The organism is Actinoplanes subtropicus, from assembly GCF_000721705.1.
GTDB classification, from domain to species: Bacteria; Actinomycetota; Actinomycetes; order Mycobacteriales; family Micromonosporaceae; genus Actinoplanes; species Actinoplanes subtropicus.
On the sequence record NZ_JOJL01000027.1, the window covers coordinates 24,229 to 39,266 of the forward strand.

General features: G+C 73.1%; 13 protein-coding genes. 5 read left to right on the forward strand and 8 right to left on the reverse strand.

Translation table 11 applies throughout. The features are described 5' to 3' along the window. Positions 1 to 111 precede the first annotated feature (111 nt). Complete coding sequence (locus IH26_RS0133530; protein WP_245665751.1) at positions 112 to 1,632, forward strand: sensor domain-containing diguanylate cyclase; 1,521 nt, start codon at positions 112 to 114, stop codon at positions 1,630 to 1,632. 139 nt (positions 1,633 to 1,771) lie between these two features. Here the strand turns inward: IH26_RS0133530 and IH26_RS56355 are convergent, their stop codons facing one another. The 6 genes from IH26_RS56355 to IH26_RS0133565 all read right to left on the reverse strand — a co-directional run bounded on the left by IH26_RS56355 (position 1,772) and on the right by IH26_RS0133565 (position 7,953). After that, positions 1,772 to 2,464 (reverse strand): phosphotransferase family protein, encoded by a 693-nt coding sequence (locus tag IH26_RS56355; protein WP_245665791.1) that lies wholly within the window; start codon positions 2,462 to 2,464, stop codon positions 1,772 to 1,774. Further along, entirely contained in the window at positions 2,353 to 2,727 is a 375-nt protein-coding gene (locus IH26_RS63320; protein WP_030440280.1) for a phosphotransferase family protein, read from the reverse strand. The genes IH26_RS56355 and IH26_RS63320 overlap by 112 nt, the downstream gene beginning before the upstream one ends. A 153-nt stretch (positions 2,728 to 2,880) precedes the next feature. Beyond that, positions 2,881 to 3,681, reverse strand: a complete 801-nt coding sequence (locus IH26_RS0133550; protein ID WP_030440281.1) for an endonuclease/exonuclease/phosphatase family protein — start codon at positions 3,679 to 3,681, stop codon at positions 2,881 to 2,883. Positions 3,682 to 3,773: 92 nt separating this feature from the next. Then, the gene (locus IH26_RS0133555) at positions 3,774 to 4,382 is read right to left on the reverse strand and encodes a hypothetical protein (RefSeq protein WP_030440282.1); all 609 of its coding nucleotides are present in this window, start codon (positions 4,380 to 4,382) and stop codon (positions 3,774 to 3,776) included. A gap of 51 nt (positions 4,383 to 4,433) precedes the next feature. After that, a complete protein-coding gene (locus IH26_RS0133560; RefSeq protein ID WP_051808976.1) occupies positions 4,434 to 6,590 on the reverse strand; it encodes an FUSC family protein in 2,157 nt (718 codons plus the stop codon). Between the two features lie 166 nt (positions 6,591 to 6,756). Next, positions 6,757 to 7,953 (reverse strand): MFS transporter, encoded by a 1,197-nt coding sequence (locus IH26_RS0133565; protein ID WP_084599255.1) that lies wholly within the window; start codon positions 7,951 to 7,953, stop codon positions 6,757 to 6,759. Positions 7,954 to 8,009: 56 nt separating this feature from the next. Between IH26_RS0133565 and IH26_RS0133570 the strand changes: the two genes are divergently transcribed. Next, the gene (locus IH26_RS0133570) at positions 8,010 to 8,951 is read left to right on the forward strand and encodes an ArsR/SmtB family transcription factor (protein WP_030440285.1); all 942 of its coding nucleotides are present in this window, start codon (positions 8,010 to 8,012) and stop codon (positions 8,949 to 8,951) included. A gap of 45 nt (positions 8,952 to 8,996) precedes the next feature. Continuing rightward, positions 8,997 to 9,845, forward strand: coding sequence for a GDSL-type esterase/lipase family protein (locus IH26_RS0133575; protein ID WP_030440286.1), 849 nt, complete (start codon positions 8,997 to 8,999; stop codon positions 9,843 to 9,845). Positions 9,846 to 9,852: 7 nt separating this feature from the next. On the opposite strand, the gene IH26_RS0133580 is transcribed toward IH26_RS0133575, so the two are convergent. After that, positions 9,853 to 10,701, reverse strand: coding sequence for a helix-turn-helix transcriptional regulator (locus IH26_RS0133580; RefSeq protein ID WP_030440287.1), 849 nt, complete (start codon positions 10,699 to 10,701; stop codon positions 9,853 to 9,855). 104 nt (positions 10,702 to 10,805) lie between these two features. Here IH26_RS0133580 and IH26_RS0133585 point away from each other — a divergent pair, with 104 nt between their 5' ends. Together IH26_RS0133585 and IH26_RS0133590 are read left to right on the forward strand one after the other, a co-directional pair. Next, entirely contained in the window at positions 10,806 to 11,501 is a 696-nt protein-coding gene (locus IH26_RS0133585) for an SDR family NAD(P)-dependent oxidoreductase (protein WP_030440288.1), read from the forward strand. A 191-nt stretch (positions 11,502 to 11,692) separates the two neighbouring features. After that, positions 11,693 to 14,668, forward strand: a complete 2,976-nt coding sequence (locus IH26_RS0133590) for a glycine--tRNA ligase (protein ID WP_030440289.1) — start codon at positions 11,693 to 11,695, stop codon at positions 14,666 to 14,668. On the opposite strand, the gene IH26_RS0133595 is transcribed toward IH26_RS0133590, so the two are convergent. Next, positions 14,665 to 15,024, reverse strand: a complete 360-nt coding sequence (locus tag IH26_RS0133595) for an MmcQ/YjbR family DNA-binding protein (protein WP_030440290.1) — start codon at positions 15,022 to 15,024, stop codon at positions 14,665 to 14,667. The genes IH26_RS0133590 and IH26_RS0133595 overlap by 4 nt on opposite strands. Between the last annotated feature and the right edge of the window lie 14 nt (positions 15,025 to 15,038).

A 15,038-nucleotide genomic window follows, 5' to 3' on the forward strand; every position in this document is an offset into this window, starting at 1 on the left:
GTTTCATCACCATCTATGCCCGAGCGGCGGTCCGCAACCCAACTGCGACCGAGCCCGGGACCCCGGCCCCTCAACCGTCGCGGCCGACTGCCGACTCGTTATGCCGTGACAGTGAGCGTGAGCAGCGAGATGCGACCGGGGGGCGCAGTCCTGGATTCGCCGGATCATTCCGGCGATCCGCAGGACGCGCTGCTTGCCGACCTGGTCGGCTTCATGACCAAGGACACTCCGTCGGTACAGCACGTGCTCAACCTGGCCGTGCCCTATCTGCAGGCCGCCTCCGGGTTGACCGCCGCGACCGTCTTCGAGCTGGACTCGGAGACCGGCCTGCTGAATCCGACCGCGCGCCTCGGCGAACCGGGCGGCCGTGACATGATCACCGCGGGCAAGGTGTTCCGGATGGCCGCCGGCGCGAAGCCGCTGGTCGACGGCGAGCGGATGGCGGTGCGACTGCGCATCGGCGGGCAGACCGTCGGCGTGCTGCTGCTCACCGGCCCGCATCTCGACCTGCTCCGGCTGGACGTCGTCTACCCGCTGGCCTTGCACTTCGCGACCACCCTGCAGGGGCTGGCCGCGGAGAAGCAGCGGCAGTTCCTCGCGCACACGTCGGGGATCATCCGGCGCCTGTTCGAGCAGGGCATGGAGGCCACCACCGTCGACGAGGCGGCCCGCATCCTGGTCGCGTCGGCCGCCGAGGCGTTCCGCACGGACCACGCCGCGATCGGGCTCGTCGACCACGAGGGCCGGATCCGGTACATGCACAGCGTCGGCCTGGAGGACGGCGACGCCAAGCTCGCCCACCTGATCGGCACCCAGGCCTCGGACGCGCCGGTGTGGAAGGCCACCGCGGACGGCAAGCCCGCCCTGGTCGCCGACGCCACGAATGTCGCGGCGCTGCCGGACGGGGTCATCAGGCAGATGGGCATGAAGTCGTACGTGGCGATCCCGATCAAGTCGTCCCAGGGCGCGGTCGGCCTGATCATGTGCGGCGACGGCGCCGGCCGGGAGTGGACCAGCCGCGACCGCATCCTCGCCGAGCAGCTCTCGGTCGAGGGCGGCCTGATCGTGGACAGCGCCGGGATGCGGCAGGCCGCCCAGGCGCACGTGGCCCAGCTGTCCCACCAGGCGTTCCACGACTCGCTGACCGGGCTGCCGAACCGGTCGTACCTGCTCGAACGGGCCGAACAGGCGGTCGAGCTGGCCGGAGCGACCGGCACCCGTACGGCGCTGATGCTGCTCGACCTGAACGGCTTCAAGGAGGTCAACGACACCGCCGGGCACCAGACCGGCGACGCCCTCCTGCAGCAGGTGGCGAAGCGGCTGCTCGGCGCGGTCCGCGAGGTCGACGTGGTGTCCCGGCTGGGCGGCGACGAGTTCGCCATCCTGCTGACCCGCGACCCGGACGAGAAGGTGGCGACCGCGGTGGCCGACCGGATCGTGGACCGGCTGCGCGAGCCGTTCACCATCGAGGGCAAACAGGTGCAGATCGGCGGCAGCGTGGGCATCGCGCTGTTCCCGGACGACGCCGACTCCTACGACGAGCTCATGCGCGGTGCCGACGAGGCGATGTACGACGCCAAGCGGGACACCAAGCGGTTCGGCGGCGGTTTCCGGCGCGCCCAGCGGGTCTGACTGCCCGATTTATCCGGCATTTGCCTATCGTCGGACAAAGTGTTCAGCAGCCTGGCGGCGATCTCGGCCGCCGCGGTGATCAGCCGGTCGTTCAGGGCCCGGGACAACTCCCGGTCCTGGACGGCCGGCCGGCCGCATGTCAACGTGGAGCGGGTCCCGGCGGAGACGCCGGCCCGCGCTCCCCGGTGGTGAGCATGGCTCGGATCCGATCGATGGCCCGGCCGAAGTAGCGGTGCTCGACCGGGCGGGTCAGGAAGTCCGCCAGCGAGTACAGGTCGAGCGCGCGGCTGAGCCGGCGCCAGTCCGGGGGCAGCTCGCCGCCGTGAGCTCGGAAGCCGGCCAGGAACGCCTCCTCGAAGCCGGGCGGGCGCGGGAAGCGGAGCATGTTGCCGACGTCGTAGAGCGGGGAGCTGCTGAACGCGTACTCCCAGTCGAGGGCCGCGACCACCCGCCAGCCGGCACTGTCCCGTACGGCCAGGAGGTTCTTGGGGTTGAAGTCGGCGTGCACGAGCCGGCTGCTGCCGGCCAGGACGGCCAGCCGCGGGGTGGCCTCCTCGGCGTAGCGGCGCAGCTGCCGCTGTTCGGCCTCGGTCAGGTGGCCGGCGGCGTTGCTCTCGCGCAGGCAGCGGTCGACCCAGGCGTCGAGCCCGGCCGTCGGCTCGGCGCCGGGCGGCCCGGGCTCGAGGCGGGCGTCGGCGAAGAAACCGGGCGCGGCGAACGTCACCGAACCGATCGCGGCCAGCGTGGCGCCGACCGCGCGGCCCAGCTCGGCGGCGGTCGCGCCGGTGAGCACCTCGCCGACCTGCCGGCCGGGCACGAAGGCCGAGAGCAGGACCGGCTCGCCGGCCGTCTTCCCGGTGTCGTCGGCGGCAGGACCTCGGGGATGGGGACCACGCCGGTCAGCCGTACGGCGAGGGCCGCTTCGACCGCGCAGGCGTTGGCGCCCCGGTAGCGGCGGAGCACGAACTGCTCGCCGTCGGCCATCGTGATCAGGGTGTTCTGGTTGCTGTACCCGCCGGTGAGATCCCGCTCGGCGGCCACGCGGCGGCCGGGGAGGGCGTGCTCCTCGACCCAGCTCCGTAGCGGCTGATCCATGCCGCCATGATCCCGCGGCGGAGCCGAGTGTGCCGCCCACACCCCTCGCCCAGCAAGATACTCGCTCGGCTAGATACTCGCTCGGCTAGATACTCGCTCGGCTAGATACTCGCTCGGCTAGATACTCGCTCGGCGAGACAATGCGATCCTCGGTTACCGGAACGCGCCCATGTACATGTCATGGTCGGAGTACCCCGTGTCGGCCCGGCCCACCCAGATAGGCGTCAGAAAGCCCTTGCTGCCGAACAGGTAGTCGATCTTGCGAGACGGCCGCGGGATGAACGTGGACATCGGCTTCTCCCGGTCCACATTGGCCTCGGTGAACGCGGCGTAGAAACCGTCCAGCTCCGGCCTCTGCGGCGAGATGTTCAGGTCCCCGCCGAACACCAGCGGCTGGCCGGCCGCCAGCGGGGCCAGCCAGCGCCGGATCGCGGCCAGCTGCACCGGCAGGTTGGACCCGATCGTCGTGTGCGTGGTGGCCGCGAAGAGCGACCGGCCCGGCAACCGCACCGTGGCCGCGAGCACGACCCGCTCCTCCGGGGTGCTCGGCTCCGGGTTGGGCAGCCGGTGCACCACCTTCCCGGTCATCGTCCCGCGGACTATGAGCGCGATGCCGAACGCCTTGCCGTGCTTGTGGTCGTCGTCGTCGCAGTGCCCGCCGTTGGAGGCCGCCGCGAACTCGGCCGTGTAGCCGTAGCGGGCGAGCCGGCCGCGGATGCCCAGGAACTGCGAGTAGCAAAGCTCCTGCAGCATGGCCACCGAGGCGCCGATCTTGCGGATCCGGTACGCGATGTTGCCCGAGGTCGCGGCGACCTCCCCGTACCGGCACACGTTCCCGCACAGGTTGAAGGTCACCACCTTGACCGCGGGCGGCGCGGCCGGGGCCACCACCGGCGCGCCGGTCAGCACGGTCAGCACGGCCACCAGGGCGGCGAGAGCGAGACGAATGCGCATGCCGTCTCGTTCGGCGGCGCCGGAGGCCGTGGCCAGGCAAAACCGGTCGCAGCTGAGTTGCGGCTCACGAGGACAGGCTCACGAGGACAGGCTCACGAGGACAGGACCACCGCGACGGTCAGCCCGATGATCGTGCCGGTCACCGCCAGGCCGATGCCGAAGCGGCGGGTCTCCGGCAGCCACAGGCTCCCGCCCGCGATCAGCACGAACAACGGCACCCACCCCCAGTACGAAGCGAGCCCCGGGATCGCCTCGGACGGCCCGATCCGCGCCACGCACGGCCCGAGACAACCCATCCCGGCCCCGGCGATCAGCCCCGCGGTCAGCCCCCGGTCCAGGAACGGCGCCGGGAACTGCGGCGACGCCACACTCAGCACCGGGTCGTCGAGCCCATAGCGGGCCAGCGAGATCACGTAGCCGGTCGGGTCGGTGGCCTCGAACTGCCGCCCGTCGGGGGTGGCGGTGTCGGTGACCAGGCTGCCGGCCTCCCGCCACAGCTCGCCGACCACCTCGAAGACCTCGTCGTCGGCCTCGGGCAGCCGCCCGCCGCGGGTCACCCGCTGCCCGCCCGCCTCGGTCGCCGGCTGGCGGAGGAACTGCGCCGGGACCGGCTCGACCCGCAGGCCGGGGTACGCCTGCACGGTCGCGTCGAGGCGCTCCCGCACGCCGCGGGTCGCCGAAGCCCGAGTCAACTGCGCCACTTGCGCAGAATGTCGCATATGCGGCGGCGATACGGACCGAACGGCGGAAACTCAGCTCGCCCCGTCGGCCAGCTGCGCCACCCGGCCGCGCAGTCCGTCGGTCCCCTCGGGCCGGCCGCCGATCGCGGCGATGTCCTCGCGCAGCCCGTCCAGCCAGGTCCGCAGGTCGGCGATGACGTACAGGTCCTGGCCCAGGTCGTCGGGCCAGACCAGCCCGGTGAGCGCCGGCCCGGGCGTCGGCAGCTTCCCGTGCTCGGCCAGGGCCGCGGACGCGTCCTCGTACCGGCCGGCGACGTCCGACGCGAGCGCGGTGAGCGGCACGACGCAGGGCAGCAGGCCGCCGGCCGGGCACGATCGGACGAGCGCTTCCGATCCGCGTACGGCATGGTGTCCGGCCAGCAGAGTCGCCTGCCAGTCCAGCGACGCCGGCGGATGTCGTTCGCTCTGGTACAGGGCGAACGACGCGTCGGCGAGTTGCCCGCTCAGCCGGGCGGCCGGCAGGGCCGGGCCCGGTTCCCGCCCGTTCGCCATCACGTCGACCGTCTCGCGCACGACGCCCGCGGCCGTGGACAGGAACGTGCTGGTCGCGCGGTGCAGCTCGCCGCCACCTCCGCGCGGCCACGCGAACAGCCCGATCAGCACCCCGATCGCGGCGCCGAGCAGCACGTCCAGCACGCGCGCCTCGGCCAGCCGCCAGTCGACCGGCGTGACCTGGGCGAACACGAACGTGATGACCAGCGTGAACAGCGCCTGCGACCAGCCCAGGCCGAGCAGCGGACCGGCCGCGAAGCCGACCAGCATGACCACCGGCAGCGCGATCGCGAACACGGTCGGGTCGATGCCGCCGATCAGCAGCAGCGCCGCGACCAGCGAGCCGGCGACCGTGCCGATCAGGGCCGGGCGCAGCGCCGACCGGGTCTCGGCGGCCGAGGTGCGCAGCACGGTGAGGATGGTCAGCAGCACCCAGAAGCCGTGCGACAGGTCCAGCTCGCCGGCCAGCAGCCGGGCCACCGCCAGGGCGGCGGCCAGGCGCAGAGCGCCCTGGAACGCGACCGAGCGCGGCGTGAGATTCTCGCGCAGGCGGTGCAGGTAAAGAGCGGGACTCTTGCGGTACGCGTACCAGAACGGTCCCGGCCGCGCGGACGGCAGCGTCGGATCCGGATGGCCCGGCTCCTCGCCGGCGGCGATCCGGACGGCGAAGATGAGCGACTTGCTCCACTCCCCCAGGGCGAGGGCGAGCGCGCCCAGCCGCAGCCGGTCCGGCGGGACGCCGTTCGGGTCGGTGTTCATCCGCGCGATCCGGAACTCCGTGAGCGCTCCCACGACCAGTCCGGTGTCCGGCAGCGGCCCCTCGTCGCGCAGCCAGGCCGCGGCCGCCGCGGCGCAGCCGGCGACCTGACGGACCAGATGGGTCGCGGCCGGCAGCGTGACGGCGCCGCCCTCGTCGGTGAAGAACAGGTCGACCGTACGGCCGAGCAGCAGCCGGGCCGTGCCGGCGGCCGAGCTGAGCGCCCGGTCGCGGCGGCCGGCCGAGGCCGGGCGTTGCAGCGGCGGCAGCCGGGACGGGCGCAGTGCCTCGGCCGCCTCGGTGGCCTCGGGCAGCAGCGCGGCCAGCCGCTCCCGGCCGGTCGCGTCGCCTTCCCAGGTGTCCGCGACCGCCTCGAGGCAGCCGGCCAGCGCGCCGATCGCCGCGCCCAGCCGCGCCTGGTACGGAATCGGCGACGGGTCCGGCCCGAGCGTCACCTCGGCCGCCGCGAGCAGCACGATCGCCATGGTCACGCCGATCAGCCGGGCGGGCAGCGAACCCGGGTCGTACGGCGGGAAGCACGGCAGGATGTACAGCAGTTGCATGCCGGCGGCCAGCCCGGCCAGCCGCGGCCCGCCCACGCCCACGTAGCTGACCGTGAAACCGAGCACGAACATGCCGGCCGTCGCGGCGACCGTGCTGAACGACAGCAACGTGCCGAGCGATACCAGCACCCAGGCGACCGGCAGGACGATCAGCAGGGTGCGGGCGCGCTGCCGGGGCGTGCCGGGGATCTGCGAGAGGGCGCCGAGCGCGACGGTGCCGAACAATGCGTACGGGGCCATCGCGGGCGCGTGGAGAACGTACCGGCAGAGGTAGAAGCCGAGGCAGGCGACCAGCGTGACCCGGGCGGCCCGGCGGACCGCCGTCAGTTGCGGGTCGTGCCGCCGCAGCCAGCTCACTCGACGGATCTTCCCACTGCTGTGGCCGCGAGAACAGCCGTGCGGCCGCGCCGCCGCAGTCGTCTCACCCACCGGACCTTCGCGCCGCCGTGGCCGGCTCACCCGCCGGACCTTCGCGCCGCCGTGGCCGGCTCACCCGCCGGACCTTCGCGCCGCCGTGGCCGGCTCACACCTCGGCTCGCCGCACTGCCGTGGCCGCGAGAACAGCCGTCCCGGCGCCCGCCAGCAGGAACGTGACCGCCAGCACCGCCCAGCCCGGCCCGCCGTGTTCGATCGCGGTGCCGGTCACCACGGCCGGGGCGAGCATGGCGCCGACCGCCGGGCCGGTCTGGCTGACGCCCTGGTAGGCGCCGGCGTTGCGCGGGTCGGCCAGCTCGAACGCCAGCTCCCAGCCGCCCGCCTCGGCCAGCACCTCGCCGGTGCTGTGCGCGAACACGCCCAGCACGAGCAGCGCGGTGGCCACGGCGACCGGTCCGTGCGCGGCGATCGCGTACAGGACGCAGGCGACCGTGAGCGCTCCCGCGGCGGCGAACACCACCCGGCCGGCCGTGCGGATGTCGGTGACCAGCCGCGCGGCCCGCACCTGGAACAGCGCCACGAACGCCGTGTTGATCACGAGCAGCGCCGCGACCGTCGCCGCCGGGGCTCGGGTGTGGCCGGTCACCCACAGCGGCAGGCCGACCGTGAGCAGTCCGAACTGGATGGTGAGCAGGCCGTTCAGCGCCGCGATCCCGATGTATCGGTAGTCGCGCAACGGCGTCCGCTGCCGGTCCTCGTGAACCCGCGGCGGCTCGGGCAGCCGGCGCAGCGGGACGGTCGCGGAGAGCACCAGCACGGCGGCGACCGCCATCGTCGCGCCGTAGGCGGTGGCCGTGTCGACCGTGAGCGCTCCCGCGGCGGCCAGCGAGCCGACTCCGATGAAGACGTTCGTGACCACCCGCAGCCGGGCGCGCACCTCGACCCGGTCGCCGCCGGTGAACTGCCGCGCCAGCAGGGTCGTGCGCGCGGTCCGCTGCGCCGCCTCCGAACCGACCGCGACACAGGCGACCAGAACAAAGACCAGGGCGCTCCGCGCGAGGGTGTACGCGGCGAGCGCCGCACCCTGAGCGACGGTCGTGGCCAGCAGCACCCGCCGTGCGCCCAGCCGGTCGGCGACGTACCCCGACCCGAACGCGGCGGCCAGTCCCCCCGCGCCGGCGACGGTGAGCCCGAGCCCGACGGTGGCCGCGGACAGCCCGATCACCCGGGTGAAGAACAGCGCGCTCACCCCGAACAGCAGCCCCTTGGCCAGGGACGAGGTCGCGGTGGCCCAGGTCAGGGCCCGTTCGATCGGATTGCTTCGGGTTTTCGCGAGGACGGTCACGCCGCTATTTCTCGCAGCGTTTCTTGATCATGGCGAACGATGTAGCGTATTGCTTCATGGTCGTCCGGTACGTGCTGGTCGGGCAGGACCTGGCCGGCGTCCGGTTCGCGATCTCGCCGTTCAACGAGCTGTCCCTGTCGCTGCGGGCCTGGCGCGATCCGGGCCGCTACCCGCTGCACCTGCCGTGGATCCACGAGCTGATGCGGGCCCGCGGCGACCTGGACGCGGAGACCCTGGACCAGCTGGTCAACGGCATCCTGTGGACGCCGGACTTCCTCAACCCGCTGCCCGCCTCACCGGTGACGCGGCTCGAGGACGAGTTCGCGCTCGTCGCCGCCACCCCGCCGGCGGTGGTCGAGCGGGACCTGCGGGCGCTGCACGGTCCCGGCTACCGGCCGCCGCCGCTGTCCCGCATCATGTCCGCGCTCGAGGGCTACTGGGAGCGGTGTTTCGCGCCACACTGGCCGCGGATGCGGGCGCTGCTCGAGGGCGACGTCACGTACCGCGGGCGGGAGATCGCCCAGCGCGGGCTGGCCGCCATGTTCGCCGGCCTCACCGGGCGGGTCAGCCTGGTCGGCGACGTGGTCGAGGTGCGGCTGCGGACGAACGTCGAGTGGACCCGGCCCACCGCGGGCCAGCTCACCCTGGCCCCCAGCCTCTGGACGCTGAACGCCTCCACGCCCATCTCCCCCGACGAGCCGCCGCTCATCCTCTACGCCGCCCGCGGGGTGGGCACGCTCTGGGAGCCGCAGCCCCTGCCGGCGCCGGGAGCGCTCACGGCCCTGCTCGGCGCCGTGCGCGCCGGCCTGCTCGTGCACCTCGGGACGCCGGCGTCGTCGACCGAACTGGCGGCCCGGCTCGGCGTCACCACCACCGCCGTCAACCAGCATCTGCGGGCGCTCCGGGCCGGCGGCTTACTGGTCAGCGCCCGGCACGGCCGCTCGGTGCTGTACCGGAGATCCGAGGTGGCGGACCGGCTGCTGGCGTCGGCGGGTTAACATTCCGTGCGTGACACGTGGCTTTCCGTCACCTCCGGGGGTTTCATGATCCGCCGCTGGCATCTCGTCGTGCTGATCGTGCTCGGCGCCTTGACGCTCGCCTGCCAGCAGGGCGCGGGCGGGGCGACCCCGGCGCCGTCCGGGTCCGCCAAGGGGTATCCGTCCTCGATGGCCGCGCTGGGCGACTCGATCACCGCGGGCTTCGGCAGTTGCGGGGCGTTCCTCATCTGCTTCAAGAACTCCTGGTCGACCGGTACGTCGTCGCAGGTCGACAGCCACTACGCGCGGATCCTCGCCAGGAACCCCGCGATCAAGGGCCACGCCCACGAGTTCGCCCAGCCCGGCGCGGTGGCCGCGGCGCTGCCCGCGCAGGCCGACCGCGCGGTCGCGATGAAGGCCCAGTACGTGACCGTCCTGATCGGCGCGAACGACGCGTGCGGCGGCGGCGTGACCGCCATGACGCCGGTGACCGACTTCCGCGACTCGGTCGACGCGGCGCTCGCCAAAATCCGCAAGGCCCTGCCCAGATCCCTGGTCCTGGTGGCGAGCATCCCCGACGTCTACCGGCTCTGGCAGGTCGGCCACACCGACGCCGGCGCGGTACGGGTCTGGTCCCGCTTCCACATCTGCCCGGCGATGCTGGCCGCGCCCACGTCGACCGCCCCGGCCGATGACTCCCGCCGGCGCGCCGTGCGCGACCGGATCAACGACTACGACGCCGCCCTGCAGGAGGCGTGCCGGTCGTACGGAAAGCATTGCCGCTGGGACGGCGGCAGTGTCCACGAGGTCCAGTACTCCCTGGACCTGGTCAACCACTTCGACTACTTCCACCCCAACGCCGAGGGCCAGCGGGAACTGGCCGACGTCACCTACCCCGGCCGCTTCACCTGGTAGCGGCCCTTCACGGTGCGGCGCGGGCGGGGACGCCGTTGGTCACCCGAAGGAACTCCAGCTTCTCCGCATCGGCGGAATCCGCGGCCACCGTGTAGACGACGAGCCGGACGTCACAGCCCGGGACGGTGAGCACGTCGCAGTCGCAGGTCACCTCGCCGACCTGCGGGTGCACGATGGTCTTGCGGGCCGAGACGTGCGGACCGACCGCGCCCTCGTCCCACCGCCGGGCGAACTCCGGGCTGGTGGCGCGCAGCTCCCCGACCAGGTCGAGAAGTGCGCGGTCGCGGGGGTAGTCGACCAGTGCCGTGCGCAGGTCGGCGACGAGGGCGGCTTTCAGGGCGTCGCCGTCGTGCAGAACCGGCCAGTCGGCGAGCCCGCGGGGGCCGGCGGCGAAGACCGCCCGCACCAGGTTGAGCTCGGTCCCGCTCCGCCCGCCGGGGTCGCCGATCAGCGCCGCCCAGGCGGGTGTCCAGGACAGCAACGTCCAATCGGCGCTGAACACCCCGACCGGGAACTCCCCGAGGCGAGCCAGCATGCGCTGGACTCCCGGAGGGATGTGCGTGGAGATCGTGCCCGGCGGCGGCGGGAGGAGGCCGGCCAGCCGGTACGCGTGGTCGCGTTCCGCGGGTTGCAACTGCAGTGCCCTGGCCAGGCTCGCGACCACCTGGGCCGAAGGGCTCGTGGCGCGGCCCTGTTCCAGCCGCACCACGTAGTCGACCGACAGGCCCGCCAGCTCGGCGAGTTCCTCGCGGCGCAACCCCGCCGCGCGGCGCCCGGGCCGCGAAGCCCGCCCGACGTCGACGGGGGAAAGCCGGTCGCGCCAGCGGCGCAGGGCGGTGCCCAGGGTCTCGTCCACCCGCCCAGTGTGGAACGCCGGACCGCTGTGGTGCCTGGTACTGGTCGTCCTACCCCCGCGCAGGGCACTGGTTGCGCCCGGGTCACCGGGGCAATGGTGAGGGCATGACGACAACACTGATCACCGGAGCCAACCGATCCCTCGGGTACGAGACCGCCCGCCGTTTGCTCGAGGCCGGCCACACCGTCCTGGTCGGCGCCCGCGACCCGGAACGTGGCCGGGCCGCCGCGGACGCGCTAGGTGCCCGTTTCGTCGAGATCGACGTGACCGACGACGCGTCGGTAGCCGCTGCCGCCGCCGACGTCGCGGCTCGCGAGGGACACCTCGACGTCCTGATCAACAACGCGGGTGTGCTCGGGCCGCACGGCCCCGCCGACGAGATCACGGCCGCCGACGCGAGCGCGGTGTTCGAGGTCAATGTCGTCGGGATCGTCCGGGTGACGCACGCGTTCCTGCCCCTGCTGCGCAAGTCCGCCGGCCCGGTCATCGTCAACGTGTCGAGCGGCATGGGGTCGTTCGCGGCCACCCACGACGCCGGGCGCGTCGAGTCGCGGCCGATCGCGCCGCTCTACACCGCGTCGAAGGCCGCCGTGACCATGCTGACCACGCAGTACGCGAAAGCCTGGCCGGACGTGCGGGTCAACGCGGCCGACCCGGGTTACACCGCGACCGACTTCAACGGGCACAGCGGCCCGCAAACGGTGACCGAGGGCACCGACGCGATCGTCGAACTCGCCACCATCGGCCCGGACGGCCCGACCGGCACCTTCCGCGACCGGCACGGCACGGTGGCCTGGTGATCCGCCCGTGAGGGCGGGCCACAGCCGCACGCGAGAGGCGCGCTGCGGCCTGGAGTTGCAGGTGGTCGCGCGGAGCACCGGGGGCTGACAAGACCGGCGGGGAGCCGTCGCGCGTACTTTCGCATGGTTTTGATCGGGGGTGGGCGGTTAATCGGGGCTCCCCGCCGCCCGCCCACCTAGAATTGCCAGCCATGCTCACGATGCAGGACGCGCTGGCCCGGTTGACCTCCTACTGGACTGATCAGGGCTGCCTGGTCGTGCAGCCGATGAACACCGAGGTGGGGGCCGGGACACTCAATCCGGCGACGTTTCTGCGGGTGCTCGGGCCGGAGCCGTGGCGGGTGGTCTATGTCGAGCCGTCGGTGCGGCCGGACGATTCGCGGTACGGGGAGAACCCGAACCGGTTGCAGACGCACACGCAGTTGCAGGTGATCCTGAAGCCCGATCCGGGGAATCCGCAGGAGTTGTATCTCGGCAGCCTGGCGGCGCTGGGCATCGACGTGAGCACGCACGACGTGCGGTTCGTCGAGGACAACTGGGCGTCGCCGGCGCTCGGCGCGTGGGGGCTCGGCTGGGAGGTCTGGCTCGACGGGCTGGAGATCACCCAGTTCACGTACTTCCAGCAGGCGGGCGGGATCAACCTCGACCCGGTGTCGGTGGAGATCACCTACGGCATCGAGCGCATCATCATGGCTCTCCAGGACAAGAACCACTTCAAGGACATCGAGTACGGGCCGGGAATCTCCTACGGCGAGGTGTTCGGCCAGAACGAGTACGAGATGTCCCGGTACTACCTGGACGATGCGGATGTGTCGGCGAACCGGCAGCTGCTGGAGATCTACGCGGCGGAGGCGCAGCGGCTGATCGATGCCGGACTTCCGGTGCCGGCGCACACGTATGTGCTCAAGTGCTCGCAGGCGTTCAACGTGCTCGACTCGCGCGGCGCGGTGTCGACGGCGGACCGGGCGGCGGAGTTCGGCCGGATGCGGCGGCTCGCCGGCGAGGTGGCCAAGCTGTGGCTGGCGCGCCGCGATGAGCTGGGCCATCCGCTCGGTCTGGTGGCACCGGCGGCGGTGGCGACCGCGGCGGCGGCGCCGGCCGAGCGGGCGGGTGCGCGGTTGCTGGTGTTCGAGATCGGCACCGAGGAGTTGCCGCCGGCCGAGTGCCGGGCGACCCGGGAAGCGGTCGAGCGGGAGATCAGGAGCGGACTCGCCGGCACCCGGCTGACGCACGGCGAGGTGCGCGTCTTCGTCACGCCGAGGCGGGTGATCGCGGTGGTCGCCGACGTCGCGGCGCGCGAGGACGATCACGTGCGGACGGTGCGCGGCCCCAAGCTGGCCCAGGCGTACGCGGCGGACGGCTCGCCGACCAAGGCCCTGGAAGGGTTCCTGCGCGGCCAGGGTGCGGCGCCGCAGGAGCTCGCCGAGGCGGAGTTCAACGGCGTACGCCATGTGGTGGTGAACCGGCCGGAAGCCGGCGGCGCGGCAGCCGAGGTCCTGGCCCCCGTGCTCGCGAAGGTGGTGTCCGGGCTGCGCGCGGCGAAGAACATGCGCTGGCGCGACCCGCAGCTGTCGTTCAGCCGGCCGATCCGCTGGCTGACCGCGCTGTGGGGCGACGACGTGGTGCCGGTGGCGGTGGGAGCGCTCACGGCCGGCCGCCGGACCCGCGTGCTGCGGACCGCCGCGACGCCCACGGTGGAGGTCGCCTCGGCCGAGACGTTCATGGAGACGCTGGCGTTCAACGGGATCGTCGCCGACCCGGAGGACCGGCTCGAGCTGATCGTGACCGGCGCCCAGGACAACGTGTACCCGGACGGCAAGGTCGACGTACGCGGGGAGGCGGCCCTGATCGACCAGATCACGTATCTGGTCGAGGCGCCGACGCCGCTGCTCGGCACCTTCGACGAGAGCTACCTGTCGCTGCCGGACGCCGTGCTGACCACGGTCATGCGCAAACACCAGCGCTACCTGCCGGTCCGGTCGGCGGACGGCGCGCTGCTGCCGATGTTCGTGACCGTGGCGAACGGCCCGGTCGACGTGGAGCTCGTGCGGACCGGCAACGAGGCGGTGCTGCGGGCCCGCTACGAGGACGCGGCCTTCTTCTACCGCGCCGACCGGGAGACGCCGCTGCCGGAGATGCGCGAGCGGCTGCGGCGGCTCACCTTCACCGATCGACTTGGCTCGATGGCCGACCGGGCCACCCGCATCTCGTCATTGGCGCTCGACCTGGCGGCGTCGCTCGACCTGTCGTCGGCCGTGCTCAACCGGGCGGCGGCGCTGGTGAAGTTCGACCTCGGCTCGCAGCTGGTCACCGAGATGACCAGCCTGGCCGGCCTGATGGCCCGCGACTACGCGCTGCACGCCGGCGAGCCGCGGCAGGTCGCGCAGGCGATCTACGAGGCCGAGCTGCCCCGCAACACCGGCGACGACCTGCCGGCCTCGCTGCCGGGCGCGCTGCTGTCGCTGGCGGATCGGCTCGACCTGGTCGCCGGGCTGGCCGCCACGGTCGGGCTGCCGACCGGCAGCAGCGACCCGTTCGCCGTGCGCCGCGCGGTGCTGGGGCTGCTCGCCGTGCACCGGGCGCATCCGGCGCTGGCCGCGCTGTCGCTGACCGGCGCGCTGCGGGCGGCGGCGTCGAGGCAGCCGGTGCCGGTGTCCGACGAGGTGCTGGCCGGGTGCGCCGAGTTCCTCGCCAAGCGGCTCGAGCAGGCGCTGGTCGAGGAGGGTTTCCCGGTCGATCGGGTACGGGCGGTGCTGGGCCACGCCGATCGCCCGTCGGTCGCCGGGAACCTGCTGACCCAGCTGGCCACGGTGACGGCGAACCCGGACTTCGTGGCGGTCGCGGAGGCGGTGCAGCGGGCGCGCCGGATCGTGCCCCCGTCGACGGCCGCCGGCTTCGACGCCGGGGTGCTGAAGGAGCCGGCCGAGGTGGCGCTGCTCGCGGCCGTGGCGACGGCGCGCGACGAGCTCGGGGCGTCGCCGGAGCCGGACCTGTTCCGGTTCACCGAGGTGGTGTCGCGGCTGGTGGCGCCGCTGGCGACGTTCTTCGACGAGGTCTTCGTGATGGCCGAGGACGAGCCGGTGCGGGCGGCACGGCTGGGCTTGCTCGCGACCGTACGGGACCTCGGCGACGGACTGCTGGACTGGGCGGAGCTGCGGCTCTCCTAGAGGTCGCCGGTCAGGTCGGCGGGGGCGCGCATGCGCCACGCGTCGGTGACGAGCTCGGTGAGGCGGTCGACCGTGCACTCGGGCAGGCGCAGCATCACCAGCGGCAGGCCGTCGTAGCTGGGGTGGGTGAAGAACAGGCCGGGCTCGCCCAGCAGCAGCGCCTGCTTCTCCGCCTCGTCGCCGACATACAGAACCGCGACGTCGGTACGGATCACCCGCGGCTTGCCGGGCTGCCGCTCGGGGTAGGACCAGACGAAGCCACGGTTGCCGACCCGGAAGTCGAAGCCGTCGCTGTCGATCTCCTCGACCTCGGGCAGGCTCAGCGCCAGCCGGCGCACGTCATCGGCGTCCGCCACGCGGGTCCCCTCCC